Below are 16,214 nucleotides of genomic sequence, written 5' to 3'. Positions count from 1 at the left end.
CTCAACAGCCCAGTAACAGAGGCGTCCTGACCTCGCGTCAGCCATCCAGAAGGCTTTCAGCGCTGCGGTTCACGGCGCCTTCTGTGCCGCCGGAGCTCCACTCCTCCATCGCAGCAGCGTGACTGATTCACAGCATGTTCCCGGTCAGGAAAGCACTCACCTGCACCGTGACAGCCCAGGCGCTTGAGCTACGGGTTTCACCCACGCCAGGGGGCGGGATCATAGGCTGTCCGATGCGCAGAAGGAGGTCTGCATCCCCAACTGGTTTCTCAGGCCACGGTGTTGGGAGCGCTCCCTACGTGGCGTTTCAGCACGCCTACAACGAGAGGAACTCCGCATAGAGGAGAGTGGGGCCTCCCCCTGAGTGGTGGACACGCTGATACTGGATCTGCTTGATCCGGAGGAAGCGAGAAGACCGCCGATGGCGATGAAGGACTACTCGGACGAGTTCAAGGCCGATGCTGTGGACCTGTACGAGTCCACCCCCGGGGCGACCTACAAGACATCGCCGCTGACCTGGGCGTTAACCGGGCGACCCTGCGCGAGTGGGTGCTGCGGGACCGCGAACGCCGTGGCGTCACCGCGCAGCTTCGAAGCCGTCCGCCCGACCTCGGGAGGCGGTACCGTCCGCTGATCCGGACGAGCGGGTCCGGCAGCTGGAGGCCCGGGTGGGAGAACTCGAGGCGAGTGAGCGCAAGCTCGCCGCCGAGCGGGACATCCTCCGCAAGGCGGCCAAGTATTTCGCCGGAGAGATGAACTGGTGATGAGCCGCTTTCAGTTCGTCGACGACCACCGGGACGCCTATGAGGTGAAGCGGCTCTGCCAAGTCCTGGACGTGAACCGGTCCAGCTACTGTAAGTGGCTCGCCGGCGCCGAGGCCCGGGCCGCCCGGCAGCACAAGGACCGGGTCCTGGCCGAGGAGATCCGCGCGGTCCACGGCGAGTCCGGCGGCGCCTACGGCTCCCCGCGAGTGACCGCCGAGCTCCGCGGGAGAGGGCGGCGGGTCAACGAGAAGCGGGTCGCCCGGATCATGCGGACGTTCTCCATCACCGGAATCCGCCTGCGCAGACGCGTGCGTACCACCGTCCCGGACCCGGCAGCCTCACCGGTTCCGGACCTGTTCCAGCGGGACTTCACCGCCACCGCGCCGGGGCGGAAGTACATGGGCGACATCACGTATCTCCCGCTCGCAGGCGGGGGGCCTCTATCTCGCGACCGTGCTGGACTGCTTCAGCCGCAAGGTCGTCGGCTGGTTCATCGCCGACCACATGCGCACCGGCCTGGTCGCCGACGCACTGCGGATGGCAGCCTCGACCCGCGGCGGCCTGGATGGCGCCGTGTTCCACTCCGACCACGGGGCCCAATACAGCTCCCGGGCCTTCGCCGGCCTCTGCGACCAACTCGGGGTCACCCGGTCGATGGGCGCGGTCGGCACCAGCGCCGGCAACGCGGCCTGCGAAAGCTTCCACGCGTCCCTGAAACGCGAGACCCTGTAGGGCGCCCACGACTACGGTGACGCCGGCACCTGCCGCAGGACCGTCTTCGCCTGGCTGACCCGCTACAACACCCGCCGCCGGCACTCCGCCAACGGCCACCTCAGCCCCAACGAATACGAGCGCCGACACCACACCGCTAACCTCACGCTCGCCGCGTGATGAATAACCGCGTGCCCACCTTCACGGGGAAAGGCCCGAGTCTAAGGGCTTGCAGGGAATCAAGGTGTTGCTTCCCGTCCTGAAGCTCGTTGGTGTGGTATGTGCATCCCGGATGAGACTCGTGATCAACTCGCCGTGAAGTTCGCGGTGTTGCTCCCACATCTGGACGAGCGGCAGCGACGGCTGTTGATGGCTGCGGAGGCCCGGGGGCTTGGGCACGGCGGTGTCCGAGCCGTCGCACAGGCCGCTGCGGTCAGCGAGACGACGGTCCGCAAGGGCGTGTTCGAACTCGAGGCTGGTGAGGAGCCTCTGGGGCGGGTGAGGCGTCTGGGCGGGGGCCGCAAACGGGTCGCGGATCTGAATCCGGGGCTGCGACCTGCACTGTTGGCGCTGGTTGAGCCGGATGTGCGGGGTGACCCGATGTCGCCGCTGCGGTGGACGGTGAAGTCCACGCGCACGCTTGCGCAGGAGCTGACGCGGGCCGGGCACCGCGTCAGTGCCGACACCGTCGCCGGCCTGCTGCGGGAGGAAGGCTTCAGTCTGCAGGCCAACGCCAAGACGATCGAGGGCAGCCAACACCCGGACCGGGATGCCCAGTTCCGCTACCTCAACGAGCAGGCCCGCGGGCACCGGGACACCGGCCAGCCGGTCATCAGCGTGGACACCAAGAAGAAAGAGCTCGTCGGCGAGTTCAAGAACAACGGCCGCCAGTGGCGGCCGACGGGTGAGCCGGCGCCGGTGAACGTGCATGACTTCGCCGACCCGCAGCTGGGCAAGGCCGTCCCCTACGGCATCTACGATCTGGCGGCGGACACCGGCTGGGTCAACGTCGGCACCGATCACGACACCGCCGCGTTCGCGGTCGAGTCGATCCGCCGCTGGTGGCGCGGTCAGGGCCAGCCCGCCTACCCGCAGGCGGCACGACTGCTGATCACCGCTGACGCGGGTGGCTCCAACGGCTACCGCACCCGGGCCTGGAAACTCGAACTGGCCCGACTCGCCGCCGAAACGGGACTGACCATCACGGTGTGTCATTTGCCGCCCGGCACATCGAAGTGGAACAAGATCGAGCACCGGCTCTTCTCGCACATCACCATGAACTGGCGCGGCCGACCGCTGACCAGCCACGAAGTCATCGTCCAGTCCATCGCCGCGACCACCACCCGCACCGGACTACGGGTGACGGCCGGGCTCGACACCAACACCTATCCCACCGGCGTCCGTATCGGTGACGCGGAGATGGCGGCACTGCCGCTGACCCGGCACGCTTTCCATGGCGACTGGAACTATGCCCTGCACCCGCAGCCCTGCCCTGCCGTCCCGGCGGCCCGGTCTCCGCAGGAGCCGGCCCCGCAGTGGGACCAGGCCCTGCTGTCCGATCCCGCCCTGACCGGCATGTCCCGGCACCAACTGGACGTCCTCACAAGGACTTTGGCTCTCGACGGCGATGCCCGGCGCGGCCGTCCGCCCCGGCTCGCCTTCCCCGAACAGATCCTGGCCACCGTGCTCCATCTGCGGGTCGCCATGGCCGCGGAACCTCTCGCCGTGCTCTTCGGCAGCAGCCGCACCGCGATGCACCGCACCCTCCTGAAGAACAGGAAACTGCTCGAGGCACACGGCATCGTCATCCCACCCGCGACGACGCCACCCGTCGCCCTCGCGGCCCTCCAGTCTCGGGTCCTCGCCCAAACCAGCGAGCCCCACAACAAGATCAAGACAACGTGTTAATGATCTGCAAGCCCTAAGGCTTGTCCCGCAAAAAACAGTCGGGGGCGGTGGTGGGCTATCTCGTGACCGCTCGGGCTACGTCGAGAATTGCCGATCGTTGTCCTCCACGTCCCGCACGCTCACGCCGTCGGGCAAGCCGTCCCACAGGGTCCGGTTGCGTTCCATCAAGTACGCACGTGCCGCGACATCCACGGCAGGGCGAACTGGGTGCGGATGAGCCCGCTCCGCGACCACAGCTTGGCTGGATCTGAGGAAGAAGCCTCCGCCGTGGCCGACAGCCTTGGAGGACGGCGCCCGGATCCGATGACTACTTGACCTGGGACGACGTGTCCGATGACAGATCCCGCGAAGGTGACTGAGCCTATGTGAGTTCTTTCCGCATCAACGTGCACATCGTTTCGTAGCGGCGCAACGATCCATCAGGGGCTTGCTCGTCCCACGAGTCCGGCTGACGGTCGTACGCGACATAACCCAGCCTTTCGTATAGCGCACGTGCCCGGGGGTTGCGCTCCTCCACACCGAGCTCGGCCTGCCGGAGACCGCGGTTTCTGATCCGCAGTTCTGCGGCTGCAACAAGGAACGTGCCGATCCCACACGACTGCAATGCGGGGTGGACTGCCAGTTGCCACAAAGTGCCGACACCCTCCTTGACCTGGTAGTCGACGCCGCCCTTCGCCACAGGGATGTCCGTTGCAGGGCAGACTGCAAGGTAGTCGACCTCGCCGATCCGGGCACGTTCCAACTGCTTGGTGACGCTCGCCAGGTGGTGGTCAGACCCTGCCCATCCGCACGACGCCAGGTCCGCATGCGCCAAGTCACGGGCTGACAGCTTCAACACAACGTTGATCATCTTCAGTACCTCCGGCGAGCCAGCATCCACGCCGATCGCACAGGGCGCAAAGCCGTTTCCTCTGCCCCACTCCTGGCTCACGGGCCACCGCTGCTCAAGCAAGCAGACGAACGCTGCTATTGAAAGCGCACGAAGCCAGACGGAGAGGCCACCTCGAATGGCCGGCAGTTGAGATGATCTCGCTGTGGCTGGTGTGATCACGGCGTCCGAGCCGTCCTAATCCGGTGATAGCGACAGCCGCGAGGGAGTCCCCCCAACGGGCTGTTCGAGCACTGACCGATGGTCGCGGTGGCGGTCACGTGGGCGCCGGACTGACGCCTTGAGCCGTCCGGGCACTTGATTCCTCTATCCAGAGCGGCGGAGTCCGGCTCCCTCGCGATCGCCACCATCGTCAACACCACCTACCTGATCACTCGTTGGTGTTGGTGGTGCGAGCCCGCCGCACGGTGACCTCTCGACATGTCCGAGCCGCTTGAGCTCCAACGCAGACCGGGGCCCGTGGGGTGAGCTGGTGCCACGAACAGCTACTGAGGTGGCGGACCGGCCCTCGCGTCGAGTCCTGGGATTAGGTCGCTGCGTGGTTCCGCATGAGCTCGTGACCAGTACGAACGCACAGCAGTACCGGGAGGGACCTTGATCTACTGCGGCATCGACTGGGCGGAGAAGACACACGACGTCGCCCTCGTCGACGACACCGGCCAGCTCGTCGCCAAGCGCCACATCACCGACGACGCCACCGGCTACAAGATCCTGCTGGACCTGCTCGCCGAGTTCGGCGACAGCGCCGAGAATCCGATCCCGGTCGCGATCGAGACCTCCCGCGGTCTGCTCGTCGCCGTGCTGCGAACCGGCAAACGCAAGGTCTTCGCGATCAACCCGATGGCCGCCGCCCGCTACCGCGACCGCCACTCCGTCTCACGGAAGAAGTCCGACCCCGGCGACGCCCTGGTCCTCGCGAACATCCTCCGCACCGACATGCACGCCCACCGGCCGCTGCCACAGGACAGCGACCTGGCCCGGGCTGTCGCCGTCCTGGCCCGCGCCCAACAGGACGCCACCTGGAACCGTCAACAGATCTCCAACCAGCTCCGCTCCCTGCTGCGGGAGTACTACCCTTCCGCACTCGCGGCCGCCGACGGCTGGAAGAACGGTCTGTGTCGGCCCGAAGTCCGAGAACTTCTCCGGGCCGCCCCGACCCCGACCCACGCAGCCCGACTCACCCGCACCCAGCTCCAGGCCGCCCTCAAGCGGGCCGGCCGCCAGCGCCGCATCGAAGCGGACGCCGAACGCCTTCGTGAGGTCTTCCGCGCTGAGTGGGCCCACCAGCCGACGCTCGTCGAGGACGCCCTCGGCAAACAGATGCTCGCTCTCCTCATCCAGTTGGAGGCAGCCTGCACCGCCGCTGACCAGCTTGCCGAGGCGGTGGAGGAGGCTTTCCCCCAGCACCCGGACGCCGAGATCATCCTCAGCTTTCCCGGCCTCGGCCTCCAGCTCGGCGCCCGGGTGCTCGCCGAGATCGGAGACGACCGGCAGCGGTTCGCCGACGCCCGCGGCCTGAAGGCATACGCCGGCTCCTCGCCCATCACCAGAGCCTCCGGCAAGAAGTCGAGCATCACCCGCCGCTGGGTCAAGAACGACCGCCTCAACCACGCCGGCTACCTCTGGGCGTTCTCCTCGATCACCGCCTCAGCCGGCGCCAAGGCCCACTACCGGCGCCGCCGCGACCAAGGCGACTGGCACGCCGCCGCCCAACGCAACCTCTTCAACCGATTGATCGGTCAGCTTTACCACTGCCTCCAGCACGGCCACCGTTTTGAAGAGGCCATTGCCTTCCCCACTGCGTCTGACCTGGTGGTGGCCGCTTAGCCGCGAGACGGCCGTCCAGCCGCTGTCGTCAGCCAAACGAGGCATCGGTGCGGACCATGACGGACGCGCAGCCGTCATGCTCGAATCGCACCTGCCCGTCAAACGTCGACCCAGCATGGGTGCAGGCTCCCCAGTCCCGCCCCAACTCGCCGCTCAGCGCGACCCAGAACCGGCACCCGCCGCACTGCTCGTCATACCATTCGTCCCGGTAGTCGGGCGCTCCGGTCTGCCTGTTCAGCTCACGCAGCCAGCGCTCGTGAATCCCGTCGTTGTGTCCAGGGTCGTCCCCCGTCCAAGGCCCGCCAGACATCAGCCGATCTCCCTCGCTCCCCTTCGAACAGATCGAGAGGCTACACACGGATAGAGAGCACCGAGCTTGACTTCTTATGCGCCTGAGGTGTCTGGATAGCCCCGTTCACCGGGCTGAGCCCGCGTCAGTTCGGCAAGCTGGTCACCGCGTTGCGGCGCGAAGGTGCGGACCCCGTCCGCAAGGGCCGGCCGTGGAGCCTGCCGCTGCAGGACCGGGTCCTGCTGGTCACCGCGTACTGGCGAACGAACCTGACGCTGCGGCAACTCGCTCCGCTGTTCGGGGTGTCCAAGTCGGCTGCGGACCGAATCGTCGGTCAGCTCGGGCCGTTACTGGCTCTGCGGCAGCGCAAGCGGTTCCGCAAGGAGACCGTGCTGATCGTGGACGGCACCCTGGTTCCCACCCGTGACCACACGGTCGCCGAGCAGTCGAAAAACTACCGGTACTCCACCAACCACCAGGTCGTCATCGACGCCGACAGCCGCCTGGTCGTCGTGGTCGGCCGACCGGTGCCCGGCAACCGCAATGACTGCAAGGTATGGGTGGAATCCGGGGCCAAGGCCGTCGTCGGCAACACCATGACGATCGCCGACGGCGGCTACCCGGGTACCGGCCTCGTGATGCCCCATCGGCGCCGTAAAGGCGAAGAACTCGCCGACTGGAAGCAGGCGCACAACAACTCCCACAAACAGGTCCGCGCTCGGGTTGAGCACGCCTTCGCCCGCATGAAGACCTGGAAGATCCTGCGCGACTGCCGCCTCAAGGGCGACGGTGTCCAGGACGCCATGAGCGGCATCGCCCGCCTCCACAACCTCGCTCTCGCCGGATAGACGAGCGAGCAGGACAACGATCGACCCGCCCTACACCCATTCGAAGATCACTTACGAGACAAGCCTTAACCTCGCGCTTTCATGAAGCGTGCTGTCCGGCAGGTGATCAGGCAAGCAGAAAGTGCCTCTGACCAGCGAGAATGAGGATTGCTAAGGTCCTTGTTCCCGCCCCTGCCGGAGGCACTTTCCAGGTGAAGAAGCCTATCGGGTCCTATCCGCATATCTTTGTCCGGGATGGCGGCCGGGCCGTGGTCTCGCAGGCCGGTTCGGTCCTGCTGGTCGAAACGGCCCGTAAAGCCGGCCTCGACCAGGCCATATCCGCAGCACTCGCTCCCTGGCGGAAACCGCGGGCCATCCACGACCCGGGCAAGATCCTCGTGGACCTCGCTTTGGCGGTCGCGCTCGGTGGGGACTGCCTCGCCGACATCGCGATGCTGCGGGCCGAGCCAGCCGTGTTCGGGCCGGTCGCCTCCGACCCGACGGTCTCCCGTCTGATCGACAGCCTCGCCACCGCGGGCGAGGAAGCACTGGCCACCATCCGCACCGCGCGATCTGAAGTGCGCCAACGCGCCTGGACGTTGGCCGGCAATCGGGCACCGGACACCGGTGGGCAGGTGATCGTGGACCTGGACGGAGTCCTGGTCATCTCCCACTCCGACAAACAGGATGCCGCTGCGACTTGGAAGAAGACCTACGGTCACCACCCGCTGATGGGGTTCGTCGACCACGGGCCGGGCGGGACCGGCGAACCCGTCGCCGCTCTGCTCCGACCCGGGAACGCGGGCTCGAACACTGCCGCCGACCACATCGAGGCCGCCCGCCTCGCCCTCGCCCAACTGCCCAAGAAGTACCGGCGCGGGCGGCAAACCCTCATCCGCTGTGACTCCGCGGGCGGCACCCACGAGTTCGTGGCCTGGCTCGCCCGGCGCGGGCGCTGGCTGTCCTACTCCGTTGGCATGGTGATCACGGGGGCCATCCACCAGCACGTCCTGAAGATCCCGGCATCGGCCTGGACCCCGGCCGTCGAGACCGGCGGCGAGGTCCGCGACGGGGCGTGGGTCGCCGAACTCGCCGGTGACATCCTTGAGGGCTGGCCGAAGGGCATGCGGCTGATCGTTCGCAAGGAACGGCCGCATCCCGGTGCCCAGTTGAGGATCACCGACGCGGATGGCATGCGGGTCACATGCTTTGCCACCAGCACCGCCGACCTTCCGATCGCCCAGCTTGAGCGCCGTCACCGCCTGCGGGCCCGGGCCGAAGACCGGATCCGGGCCGCCCGCGCGACCGGCCTGCGCAACCTGCCCCTGCACGACACCGCGCAGAACAAGGTCTGGCTCGAGATCGTCCAGATCGCTCTCGACCTGCTGGCCTGGATGCCCATGCTCGCCCTGACCGGCCAGGCCCGCCTCTGGGAGCCCCGCCGTCTACGGTTCCGCCTGTTCTCCGCAGCCGGGCAACTCGTTACCACCGGCCGGCGCCGCATCCTCCGCCTCGCCCGCCACTGGCCATGGACCGGTGAGGTCACCACCGCCCTTGAACGTCTTGCGCTCCTGCCGAACCCCGGCTGACCAGCAACCTTCCCGCTCCTGCGAGAAACCCAATCCATACCGGAGCAGTGGAACCCGGCGTCCACCCGAGACGACACCCGGGCCCGCGCCCTGCCCACCGTCAGCCACAGAAAGCGCAACGGTCCACCGACTACGTCGACGGACCGTCACGAAAGATCGAGGTTAATTAGGGCACATCAAGCATTCCACCTATATCAAATGCCCTCTCAATGCACCACAGTTCGCCAGTGATCCAGGCGTTCGCGGCACTCAGCGGTAAGTTCGTGTGCCGGTCCCATGGTGAGTTCGCAGTCGGTTAGAACCGATTCGAACTGCTCAATGGCGTCAGGGATGTCACCCGTGACCGCGGTCCAATGCGCTGCGCGGCTACGGCAGTTCAATGTGATGGGATCTGCCACACCCCTTACGCGGCTGCTGATCCCGACAAGCTCTCGGAGTTGACAGAGGGCATCGGCGGGACGGCCGGCCATTCCGGTCCAGGTAGCCAGGCGGCGGCGGAATCTGATGGCGTCGGAGTCCCACTCGGTGTTGATACGGGTACGCTCATCGACAACCTCCTGCAGAAGGCGCACCGCCTCTGCCGGGTCGCCTCCGCGGCCGGTGCAGCTGGCCAATTCCGAGCGGAGGTAGAGGCACTGTCCACGGGACAGGCCGTGAGCCTGCTCGGCCTCCGAGAGCAAGTCCCGCCAAAGAGCAATGGCCGTCGTGAAATCACCGGCTCGGGCAAGTCTGTCTGCTTGCCTCGCCTGGATGCCTTGACGCAGTTGACTCTCCGCCAGGATGTCGGGGTCGTTGAGAAGGCGACGCAGCACTTCGCGGGCCATCTCGCTGTTCCCTGATTTTTCAAGAGCCTCAGCGTGCCCAGCCCGGCAGTTGAGTGTCCAGCGGTAGGCCGGCCCCGCGAATTCCGCGTAGTCGGCCGCGAGTCGCCGGAAGTCCTCCGCCGCAGAGGCTGGGTCCAGGCCCTCCCGGAAACAGGCGAGATCCCGGCGGATTTTCAGTACGGGAAGGGAGGGATCCCCACAGACCCGTCTGGCTATCGTCAGTATCCGCTCTGACAGCACGGTGGCAGCACGCGTGTCACCGCTGTGATGGGTGTGCCAGGCGACCAGCATCGTGGCCTTCAGGGTGTCTGGATGTTCCGGACCAAGTCGCAAGGAACGCTCATGCGCTTCCTCGGAAGCGAAACGCAGAGCCGACGCGTACCCATGCCGGTCCGCGAGCACGTAGGACAGCATGCTCAGGGCGTAGTCGCGCCGATCAGGCTCGGGGTGGTCCAGTGCGCGGCGGAAGCCGGCTTCGGCCTGGTCAAACAGATACCAGCCCCACGTCGCGTCAGCCAGGTCGATCGCCTCGTCCTGGGTGGCGAAGGCAACGAGGGCATCGACAGCTTCCGGCGGGGGCACACGCTTGGGCAGAGCGTCGATGAGGTAATCGAACGCCACGCAGCCAGTGTCACCCACTGGAAGGAGCAGACTGCTGGTGGCATGCAGTGGCGTGGCTGCCCAGGCAAGGGCCTCGGCCAGGGGCTCGGGGCGCAGCAAGTGGCCGCCGCGCTCAGCCAGGTACGGGCGGGCGAGACGGTCAAGGACCGTCAAGGGCAGCGGGCGGTGGATACCTGTACGGCGGGCCAGAACTGCTCCGGCGACAAGGGCCGCAGCGTGGGGGTGGGTGCCGGGCGCCCAGGCGTGCTGCCAGTCATCGAGAAGGCGCGGACCAGCCGCGAGGTACTCGGCTACGCCGAAGCGGTCGGCATGCGCGAGGGCGGCTTCGATCCGCGGATCGCTGTTGTGGTTCCCAGCGCGCGCGAGTTCCGCCGACGACCAGGCACGGGGAAGCTCGATCCGGGTGGCCAGGCGAAGCACTTCTTCTCCGACACGGCGGGTCTCCGCGCCGAGGTGGTCAGGGCCGATGTGGTCAGGACGGGTGAAGCGCGCGTACTCCTCAGCACGCATCGTAGCCAGGACAAGATGGTCATGCCGGGATGCATCGAGCAGGCGCGTCAGGTCGTGGCGGGTAAGGCCGCCTGTGCCAAGAAAACGTTCCAAATCGTCCAGCCACAGAAGGCACGGTCCTGAGGCCGTTGTCACAGCGTCGATGGCAGCAGCGACAGCGTGGCGGCCGACCGGCTCTACAAGGAACGAGTTGGGCAGGGCTGCGTGCGCGGCTTCGAAGGCCGCTCGGCTCTTGCCCGCCGTGGACTCCCCAACCAGCACGACGAATCGCCCATCAGCCAGCGCGCGAGCCAAAGCGCCGTCCGTGTCCCGTGGGACGAAGGCAGGTACCCTCGGACACGAGATGTTCCCCGCTTCCTGTTCAGCCGGATGGACGCCCATGGACAACGGGTCGGTACAACTGCGCACCCGGGGCAGACGGTTCCGGGCATCCAGCCGCAACAGCCGTGGCACAGAAGCCGCTTCTTGTTGATTCCTCTCCCGCTGAGCGACGCCAAGGGCCGACCACACTCCCGCCAACACCGCCCCGATCGCCCCAATCCCCGAAGCCCAGGCGCCCGACAGCCAAAGCGTCGACACCCCTGCAGACGCTCCGCCCAACGCCGCTGATGCCGCGATCAAACCCCATCCATCAGCCCGCTGCATTCCCACCCCCACTCGGGTCGCCCCATGATGGCAAGTCAGGTATGCACCTGGGAAGCGGTCCGAACTCGTTTGGGCCCTCGCCGAGGCCATCTCTCACCTTGCGCTTCTCGTCGCCGGCACTGCCGACTACTAGAAGTGCCAGCGCCGCGCCCACGCTCGCGCAAGCCCGGGCACAGGGACGGGCTGTGCAGGGTGCGCTCGCCACGGTCAGTCCCGCGCAGGGGGGGGGCAACAGTCGCCCCCATGACCGTTGCTTGCTGAACACCGCATGGTCTCGGCGACGCCCGAATTCTGGCTCTTTCAAGATTTCCGTGAAGCCGATCATGCTCCCGTGCGCCGATGACGCTCCGTGACCCGCGGCGTGATACGCGCCGAGTGTGAGGAGCTGCTGAAGATGGTGATACCGCACCTGGCCGGGGTGCTGGTGGAGCAAGTGAGCCCCGAGGACGGGGTGTTACGTATCGTGGCCAGGACGTCGGAGGCGGCGGCGGTGCCATGTCCGGACTGCGGTTCCCTGTCGCTGCGGCGTCACAGCTCCACGTGCTCGGCGTCCTTCACCACGACCAGGTCGCCCTGCGCATCCACGACGGCGCGTTCTCCGCGATGGACCTCACCGCCCGCCACCCGCGCACCGGAGAACTGCTGTCCACCGTGAAGTTAATGGTGCAGACTCTCGCGGCCACCGGCGACCTCCAGCGCGACCTCCAGCGGGAGTTGACGTACGACGGACTACGGGCTGCCGAGGCGAAGGGCAACAAGGGCGGGCGCCGCCCGGCCGTCCCGGCCGACGCCGTGCACGCCGCGTACCTGGACGGCCAGTCCATCGCCAGCCTCGCCCGCGAGCACGACGTCAGCCGCGGCGCCATCCGTACAGCCGCCGTCGACCTCATGCCCTAGCATCCCACCACCGGCCGCGAGGATGCCCAGGCCCCGGAGCTGCTGGTCACCCTCGACAAGCCGGGCAAGCTCGTAGACTTCCTCCGCGCCACCGAGCCGGAGCCCGCCGCGCGGGCCGCGCCCGACAACGGGGTGACCGCACGGCGCGGGTCAGGGCTACACACTCCGCGTCCCCGCGGCGCCCTCGATTCACCGCCAACTCCTCGGCCACTTCCAGCCGCTCGACGGCCCTTCGGTGATCCCGTCACAGCGCAAGGCGCGCCGCGAGTACGCGAACCGTGTCAAAGCCCTCGGGAAAATCGGTGAACCGTGATCAATCTCAGCGCCAACCACGGTTCGGTTGATCCTGCCGACGTCAATTGCATCGGATGCGAATAAGCGACACCCGTCCTGGGGTTGGCCCGGGACCGTATGGAAGCGGTCCCGCCAGGGACGCTGGCCTCGGAACCACGGTAGCGGTCTCCTCGGCGGACATCTGCAGGTCTCACTCCATCCCCGGACGCCAGCCCGGGCAGCCGATGAACCCGATGAACCCGATGAACCCGGCCAGCCTCCAGGCCCCCTACGCGAGATCGGCGTCCCTCCACAGCGCGGCAGGGCTTCCGCGATCCGCCAATTGTCCTCCAGGCTCCAGCCCCCGTCATCTCGAAGCCCTCGGCTACCACGACAAGACCGCCACCCGGCTGGTCACCGAAGCAGGCGGAACCTGGAGCCGGTACGCCCATGGTGACCATGAAAGGCACCGATGACTGACAATGCCGGGATGGCCCGACCCAGAATCCGTGTCGCCGCATACGTAATCCGGGATCGCGCCGTCCCCGAAGTTCTGGTCTTCGACCACATCGGTATGCCGGAGGCCGGCACTCAAGTCCCTGCGGGAGGAGTCACATCAGGCGAAGGACTGGAAGAAGCGGTCCTTCGCGAGGTCGCCGAGGAGACCGGTCTGCTGACAGCCACGGTGGTCCGGCAGATCGCCGTGGAGGACAAGCCCCATCCCGACACAGGTCAGCCACGACGAACCAGCTTCTTCTTCCTCCAGGCACCAGCAGACACCTCCGATGCGTGGGACCACCACGTCCACGGCGACGGAGACGACGCCGGCCTCACCTTCGCCTGCCGGTTCCTCCCCCTTCCCCTGAAGCAACCACTGGCCGACGATCAAGACGCATGGCTGGGCCGCATCGATCCGCGCTGGACCACCGTGACCGGCGACAGCCAGTAATCAGTAACTGGACTCATCCGCCGGATACGCGACACATCGACATGCGAGCCCACCAGTCCCAAGTCCGGTGTCACAGGCGTACTGAATGCAGGGTCGATGCCGTTCGATGTGCGGACTGATGGTAGTCGGGTCGATACTTTGTGCTATGGACGAACAGTTTTCTGCCATTCCCGGGAGTGAGCGCTCGGCCGCGCCCAGCGCGCTCTACGTAGGGCCTGTCGATGGCTCGACGCCGATCGAGGCCACGGTCATGCTGCGCCGTCGAGCGGAGGTTCCGCGCGATCTGATCGTGGGGACCGAAACGATTTCGCAGGCCGAGCTGGCCGAGCAGTACGGTGCCGACCCGGCCGATGCAAACCTGGTGCGCGATGTGCTGGGCCGCCAAGGTCTTCGGGTCACCGATGTCGATCTGGCCTCCCGGCGCGCCAAGGTTGCGGGCACTGCGGGCGAGATGGCCGCGGCGTTCGGGACCCAGCTGTCCCGGGTCTCCAGCCCGGATCCGACCGGCGGTGCGCCCATCGAGCACCGCCACCGCGAGGGCCCGTTGCATGTGCCTGAAGAGCTGGACGGCGTGGTCGTTGCGGTGCTCGGACTGGACGACCGGCCGCAAGCCCGTCCCCGTCTGCGGCGCGCACGGGCCAGGGGGCGCCAGATCTCCTACAAACCGAATCAGCTCTCCAAGGTGTACCGGTTCCCTCCCGGCACCGACGGCAGCGGCCAGACGCTGGCGATCATCGAACTGGGCGGTGGCGCCGACCCGGCCGAACTGGAGACGTACTTCTCGTCCCTCGGCGTGCCGACGCCCCGGGTGACCATGGTGAGTGTCGGAACCGGCCGCAATGTGCCGGGCGCGGACCCGGACGGCGCCGACGGGGAGGTGCTGCTGGACATTCAGGTCGCGGGCGCGTTGGCACCCGGCGCCCACCAGCAGGTGTACTTCGCGCACAACGACGACCAAGGCTTTGTCGACGCGGTGAGCGCTGCGGTGCACGCCACCCCGACGCCGGCCGCGTTGAGCATCAGCTGGGGCGCGCCGGAGATCTTCTGGACCGACCAGGCCCGCGCGGTGTTCGACGAGGCGCTCGCCGACGCCGCGGTGCTCGGTGTGACGGTGTGTGTCGCGTCCGGTGACGACGGCAGTGACGACGGGGTCGGCGATGGTCTGCCGCACACCGACTTCCCGGCGTCCAGCCCGCATGCGCTGGCCTGCGGAGGTACCCGTCTGGACGCCGACCCTGACACTGGTGCCGTGAGCAGCGAAAAAGTGTGGGGCGGCGACGGAGGTGGCGCCACCGGCGGCGGGGTCAGCGAAGCGTTCCGCCTTCCGGCCTGGCAGACCACCGTTGGCGTGCCGCACAACGGAGGTGCTCCGGGCCGCGGCGTACCGGATGTTTCGGGCGTCGCTGACCCGGCCACCGGTTACGAAGTACTGGTGGACGGTCAGCGTCTGGTCATCGGCGGCACCAGCGCCGTCGCTCCGCTCTGGGCTGCCCTGACCTGTCGACTCGTCGAGGCGCTCGGCCATCCGCTCGGCATGCTCCAGCCCCTGCTGTACGCCAGCGCCACGCCCGGACACACCCCGCGCGGATTCCGTGACATCACTGTGGGTACGAACGGTGACTTCCGTGCCGCCCCCGGCTGGGATGCCTGTACGGGCCTGGGTGTCCCCGACGGCACGGAACTGCTCGCTTCCCTGCGGGAGGCGGTGCCTGGCTGAGGCTCCCGGAGTCGGGCCCGCCGGGCGCCTTTGAGGGGTGCCGGGCGGGCCTTCGGCTTGCCCTTGCGGGCCGCCGCGTCGAGTCCTTCGAGGGTCGACTCCCGGATGTACTCCTGCTCGGTCTCCGCCATCGCCGCGAAGAACGCGAACAGCCGCCTTCCCGGCCCGCTGGGGTCGTACATCCCGGGCGGGGGTCCGGCGAGCATCTCCAGGGCCAGGCCGTGGCGGTGAGGTGGTCGGCGAGCGCGGTGAGTTCGGCCGCGTCACGGCCGAGCCGCTTCATCTCGTACACGGTGAAGATGACCCGGCAGTGCGGGGCGTGGGCCTTGATCTGGCGGGCCGGCGCGAGCGCGGCCTCGAACTGCGGCCGGACGCGCACGCGGGTGCTGATCTTCTCGGAGAACGCCTTGTCGCGCGGTATGCCGTGCTTGGCGAGCGCATCGAGCTGCGACTGGAGTTCCTGCGTCAGCGTCGCGCACCGGGCGTAGCCGATGCGGATGCCGGAGGTCGGGGTGTCCGGCGCGAGGGCGAGTGGAACGGGGGTGCCGGGCCGCCACGGCTGGCCAGGGCCGCGGTCGGCGGGGGCGGGCAGGTGCAGGAGCTTGGCGAGCCGGGGCACCTTGGTGAAGCGGCCGGTGTGGTAGGTGTCGGCGACCGCGCCGGAGCGCGAGCGGCATGGCGAGCCCGGGTCGGCCGTGCAGCGCGGGCAGGGGTGGCGCTCGACGTCGTCGGCGTCGCTCGCAGAAGCCTCTTGAGGGACCGTCATGACCGTGGGTGCTGGCACACACGATTCTCAGAAGTGCCCCGAACCCACCTTTGAGTGAGAACGAGTTCTGCGAACCGATCTGGTTCTTCAGGGTCTACGCGCGACTCTTTTTGATCTTGCTCGGGCAAAGGGCCGTTTGTGCGAGTCAGTCGCTGTCGGGATCAGTGTCGCTCGGGTGGGCGCCCCCTGAGCCCCAACTCCAGGGTCC

General features: G+C 67.7%; 12 protein-coding genes and 1 pseudogene. 9 read left to right on the top strand and 4 right to left on the bottom strand.

Annotation, left to right across the window (positions count from 1 at the left end; translation table 11 throughout):
- Positions 1-421 precede the first annotated feature (421 nt).
- A pseudogene (locus OG975_RS01095) lies at positions 422-1,655 on the top strand (IS3 family transposase).
- A gap of 99 nt (positions 1,656-1,754) precedes the next feature.
- Entirely contained in the window at positions 1,755-3,383 is a 1,629-nt protein-coding gene (locus OG975_RS01090; RefSeq protein WP_406326724.1) for an ISAzo13 family transposase, read from the top strand.
- Positions 3,384-3,744: 361 nt separating this feature from the next.
- Here OG975_RS01090 and OG975_RS01085 read toward each other — a convergent pair whose 3' ends face one another.
- Positions 3,745-4,233 (bottom strand): GNAT family N-acetyltransferase, encoded by a 489-nt coding sequence (locus OG975_RS01085; RefSeq protein ID WP_406336107.1) that lies wholly within the window; start codon positions 4,231-4,233, stop codon positions 3,745-3,747.
- A gap of 633 nt (positions 4,234-4,866) precedes the next feature.
- On the opposite strand from OG975_RS01085, the gene OG975_RS01080 reads away from it, so the two are divergent.
- Positions 4,867-6,099 carry an IS110 family transposase gene (locus tag OG975_RS01080; RefSeq protein ID WP_406326722.1) on the top strand — a complete coding sequence of 411 codons (1,233 nt, stop codon included), beginning with the start codon at positions 4,867-4,869 and terminating at the stop codon, positions 6,097-6,099.
- A 28-nt stretch (positions 6,100-6,127) separates the two neighbouring features.
- Here OG975_RS01080 and OG975_RS01075 read toward each other — a convergent pair whose 3' ends face one another.
- The gene (locus tag OG975_RS01075) at positions 6,128-6,409 is read right to left on the bottom strand and encodes a DUF3027 domain-containing protein (protein ID WP_406326721.1); all 282 of its coding nucleotides are present in this window, start codon (positions 6,407-6,409) and stop codon (positions 6,128-6,130) included.
- A gap of 95 nt (positions 6,410-6,504) precedes the next feature.
- Between OG975_RS01075 and OG975_RS01070 the strand changes: the two genes are divergently transcribed.
- Positions 6,505-7,236, top strand: a complete 732-nt coding sequence (locus tag OG975_RS01070) for a transposase (protein WP_406336106.1) — start codon at positions 6,505-6,507, stop codon at positions 7,234-7,236.
- A 191-nt stretch (positions 7,237-7,427) separates the two neighbouring features.
- Positions 7,428-8,804 carry an IS1380 family transposase gene (locus OG975_RS01065; protein WP_406326719.1) on the top strand — a complete coding sequence of 459 codons (1,377 nt, stop codon included), beginning with the start codon at positions 7,428-7,430 and terminating at the stop codon, positions 8,802-8,804.
- A 206-nt stretch (positions 8,805-9,010) separates the two neighbouring features.
- Here OG975_RS01065 and OG975_RS01060 read toward each other — a convergent pair whose 3' ends face one another.
- On the bottom strand, positions 9,011-10,249 hold the full coding sequence (locus tag OG975_RS01060) for a hypothetical protein (protein ID WP_406326718.1): 1,239 nt from the start codon (positions 10,247-10,249) through the stop codon (positions 9,011-9,013).
- Between the two features lie 42 nt (positions 10,250-10,291).
- On the opposite strand from OG975_RS01060, the gene OG975_RS01055 reads away from it, so the two are divergent.
- The 4 genes from OG975_RS01055 (at position 10,292) to OG975_RS01040 (ending at position 15,240) form a co-directional block, all read left to right on the top strand.
- Positions 10,292-10,882 (top strand): hypothetical protein, encoded by a 591-nt coding sequence (locus OG975_RS01055; protein WP_406326717.1) that lies wholly within the window; start codon positions 10,292-10,294, stop codon positions 10,880-10,882.
- 1,017 nt (positions 10,883-11,899) lie between these two features.
- Positions 11,900-12,301, top strand: coding sequence for a hypothetical protein (locus OG975_RS01050; protein ID WP_406326716.1), 402 nt, complete (start codon positions 11,900-11,902; stop codon positions 12,299-12,301).
- Between the two features lie 763 nt (positions 12,302-13,064).
- A complete protein-coding gene (locus OG975_RS01045) occupies positions 13,065-13,523 on the top strand; it encodes an NUDIX domain-containing protein (RefSeq protein WP_406326715.1) in 459 nt (152 codons plus the stop codon).
- Positions 13,524-13,668: 145 nt separating this feature from the next.
- Positions 13,669-15,240 (top strand): protease pro-enzyme activation domain-containing protein, encoded by a 1,572-nt coding sequence (locus OG975_RS01040; protein ID WP_406326714.1) that lies wholly within the window; start codon positions 13,669-13,671, stop codon positions 15,238-15,240.
- Here the strand turns inward: OG975_RS01040 and OG975_RS01035 are convergent.
- Entirely contained in the window at positions 15,122-16,006 is an 885-nt protein-coding gene (locus OG975_RS01035) for a recombinase family protein (RefSeq protein ID WP_406326713.1), read from the bottom strand. The two genes, OG975_RS01040 and OG975_RS01035, sit on opposite strands and share 119 nt — an antisense overlap.
- Positions 16,007-16,214: the final 208 nt, after the last annotated feature.

The sequence above is a fragment of the Streptomyces sp. NBC_00203 genome, from assembly GCF_045206325.1.
Taxonomy (GTDB): domain Bacteria; phylum Actinomycetota; class Actinomycetes; order Streptomycetales; family Streptomycetaceae; genus Streptomyces; species Streptomyces lutosisoli.
This window is presented reverse-complemented; position numbering and strand designations above follow the sequence as displayed.

Excerpts from the sequence above, each read along its gene's own strand:
- OG975_RS01090 (WP_406326724.1), top strand. The coding sequence starts at position 1,755 with ATGTGCATCCCGGATGAGACTCGTGATCAACTCGCCGTGAAGTTCGCG.
- OG975_RS01085 (WP_406336107.1), bottom strand. The coding sequence starts at position 4,233 with ATGATCAACGTTGTGTTGAAGCTGTCAGCCCGTGACTTGGCGCATGCG.
- OG975_RS01075 (WP_406326721.1), bottom strand. The coding sequence starts at position 6,409 with ATGTCTGGCGGGCCTTGGACGGGGGACGACCCTGGACACAACGACGGG.
- OG975_RS01055 (WP_406326717.1), top strand. The coding sequence starts at position 10,292 with ATGCAGTGGCGTGGCTGCCCAGGCAAGGGCCTCGGCCAGGGGCTCGGG.
- OG975_RS01050 (WP_406326716.1), top strand. The coding sequence starts at position 11,900 with ATGTCCGGACTGCGGTTCCCTGTCGCTGCGGCGTCACAGCTCCACGTG.
- OG975_RS01045 (WP_406326715.1), top strand. The coding sequence starts at position 13,065 with ATGGCCCGACCCAGAATCCGTGTCGCCGCATACGTAATCCGGGATCGC.
- OG975_RS01040 (WP_406326714.1), top strand. The coding sequence starts at position 13,669 with ATGGACGAACAGTTTTCTGCCATTCCCGGGAGTGAGCGCTCGGCCGCG.
- OG975_RS01035 (WP_406326713.1), bottom strand. The coding sequence starts at position 16,006 with ATGACGGTCCCTCAAGAGGCTTCTGCGAGCGACGCCGACGACGTCGAG.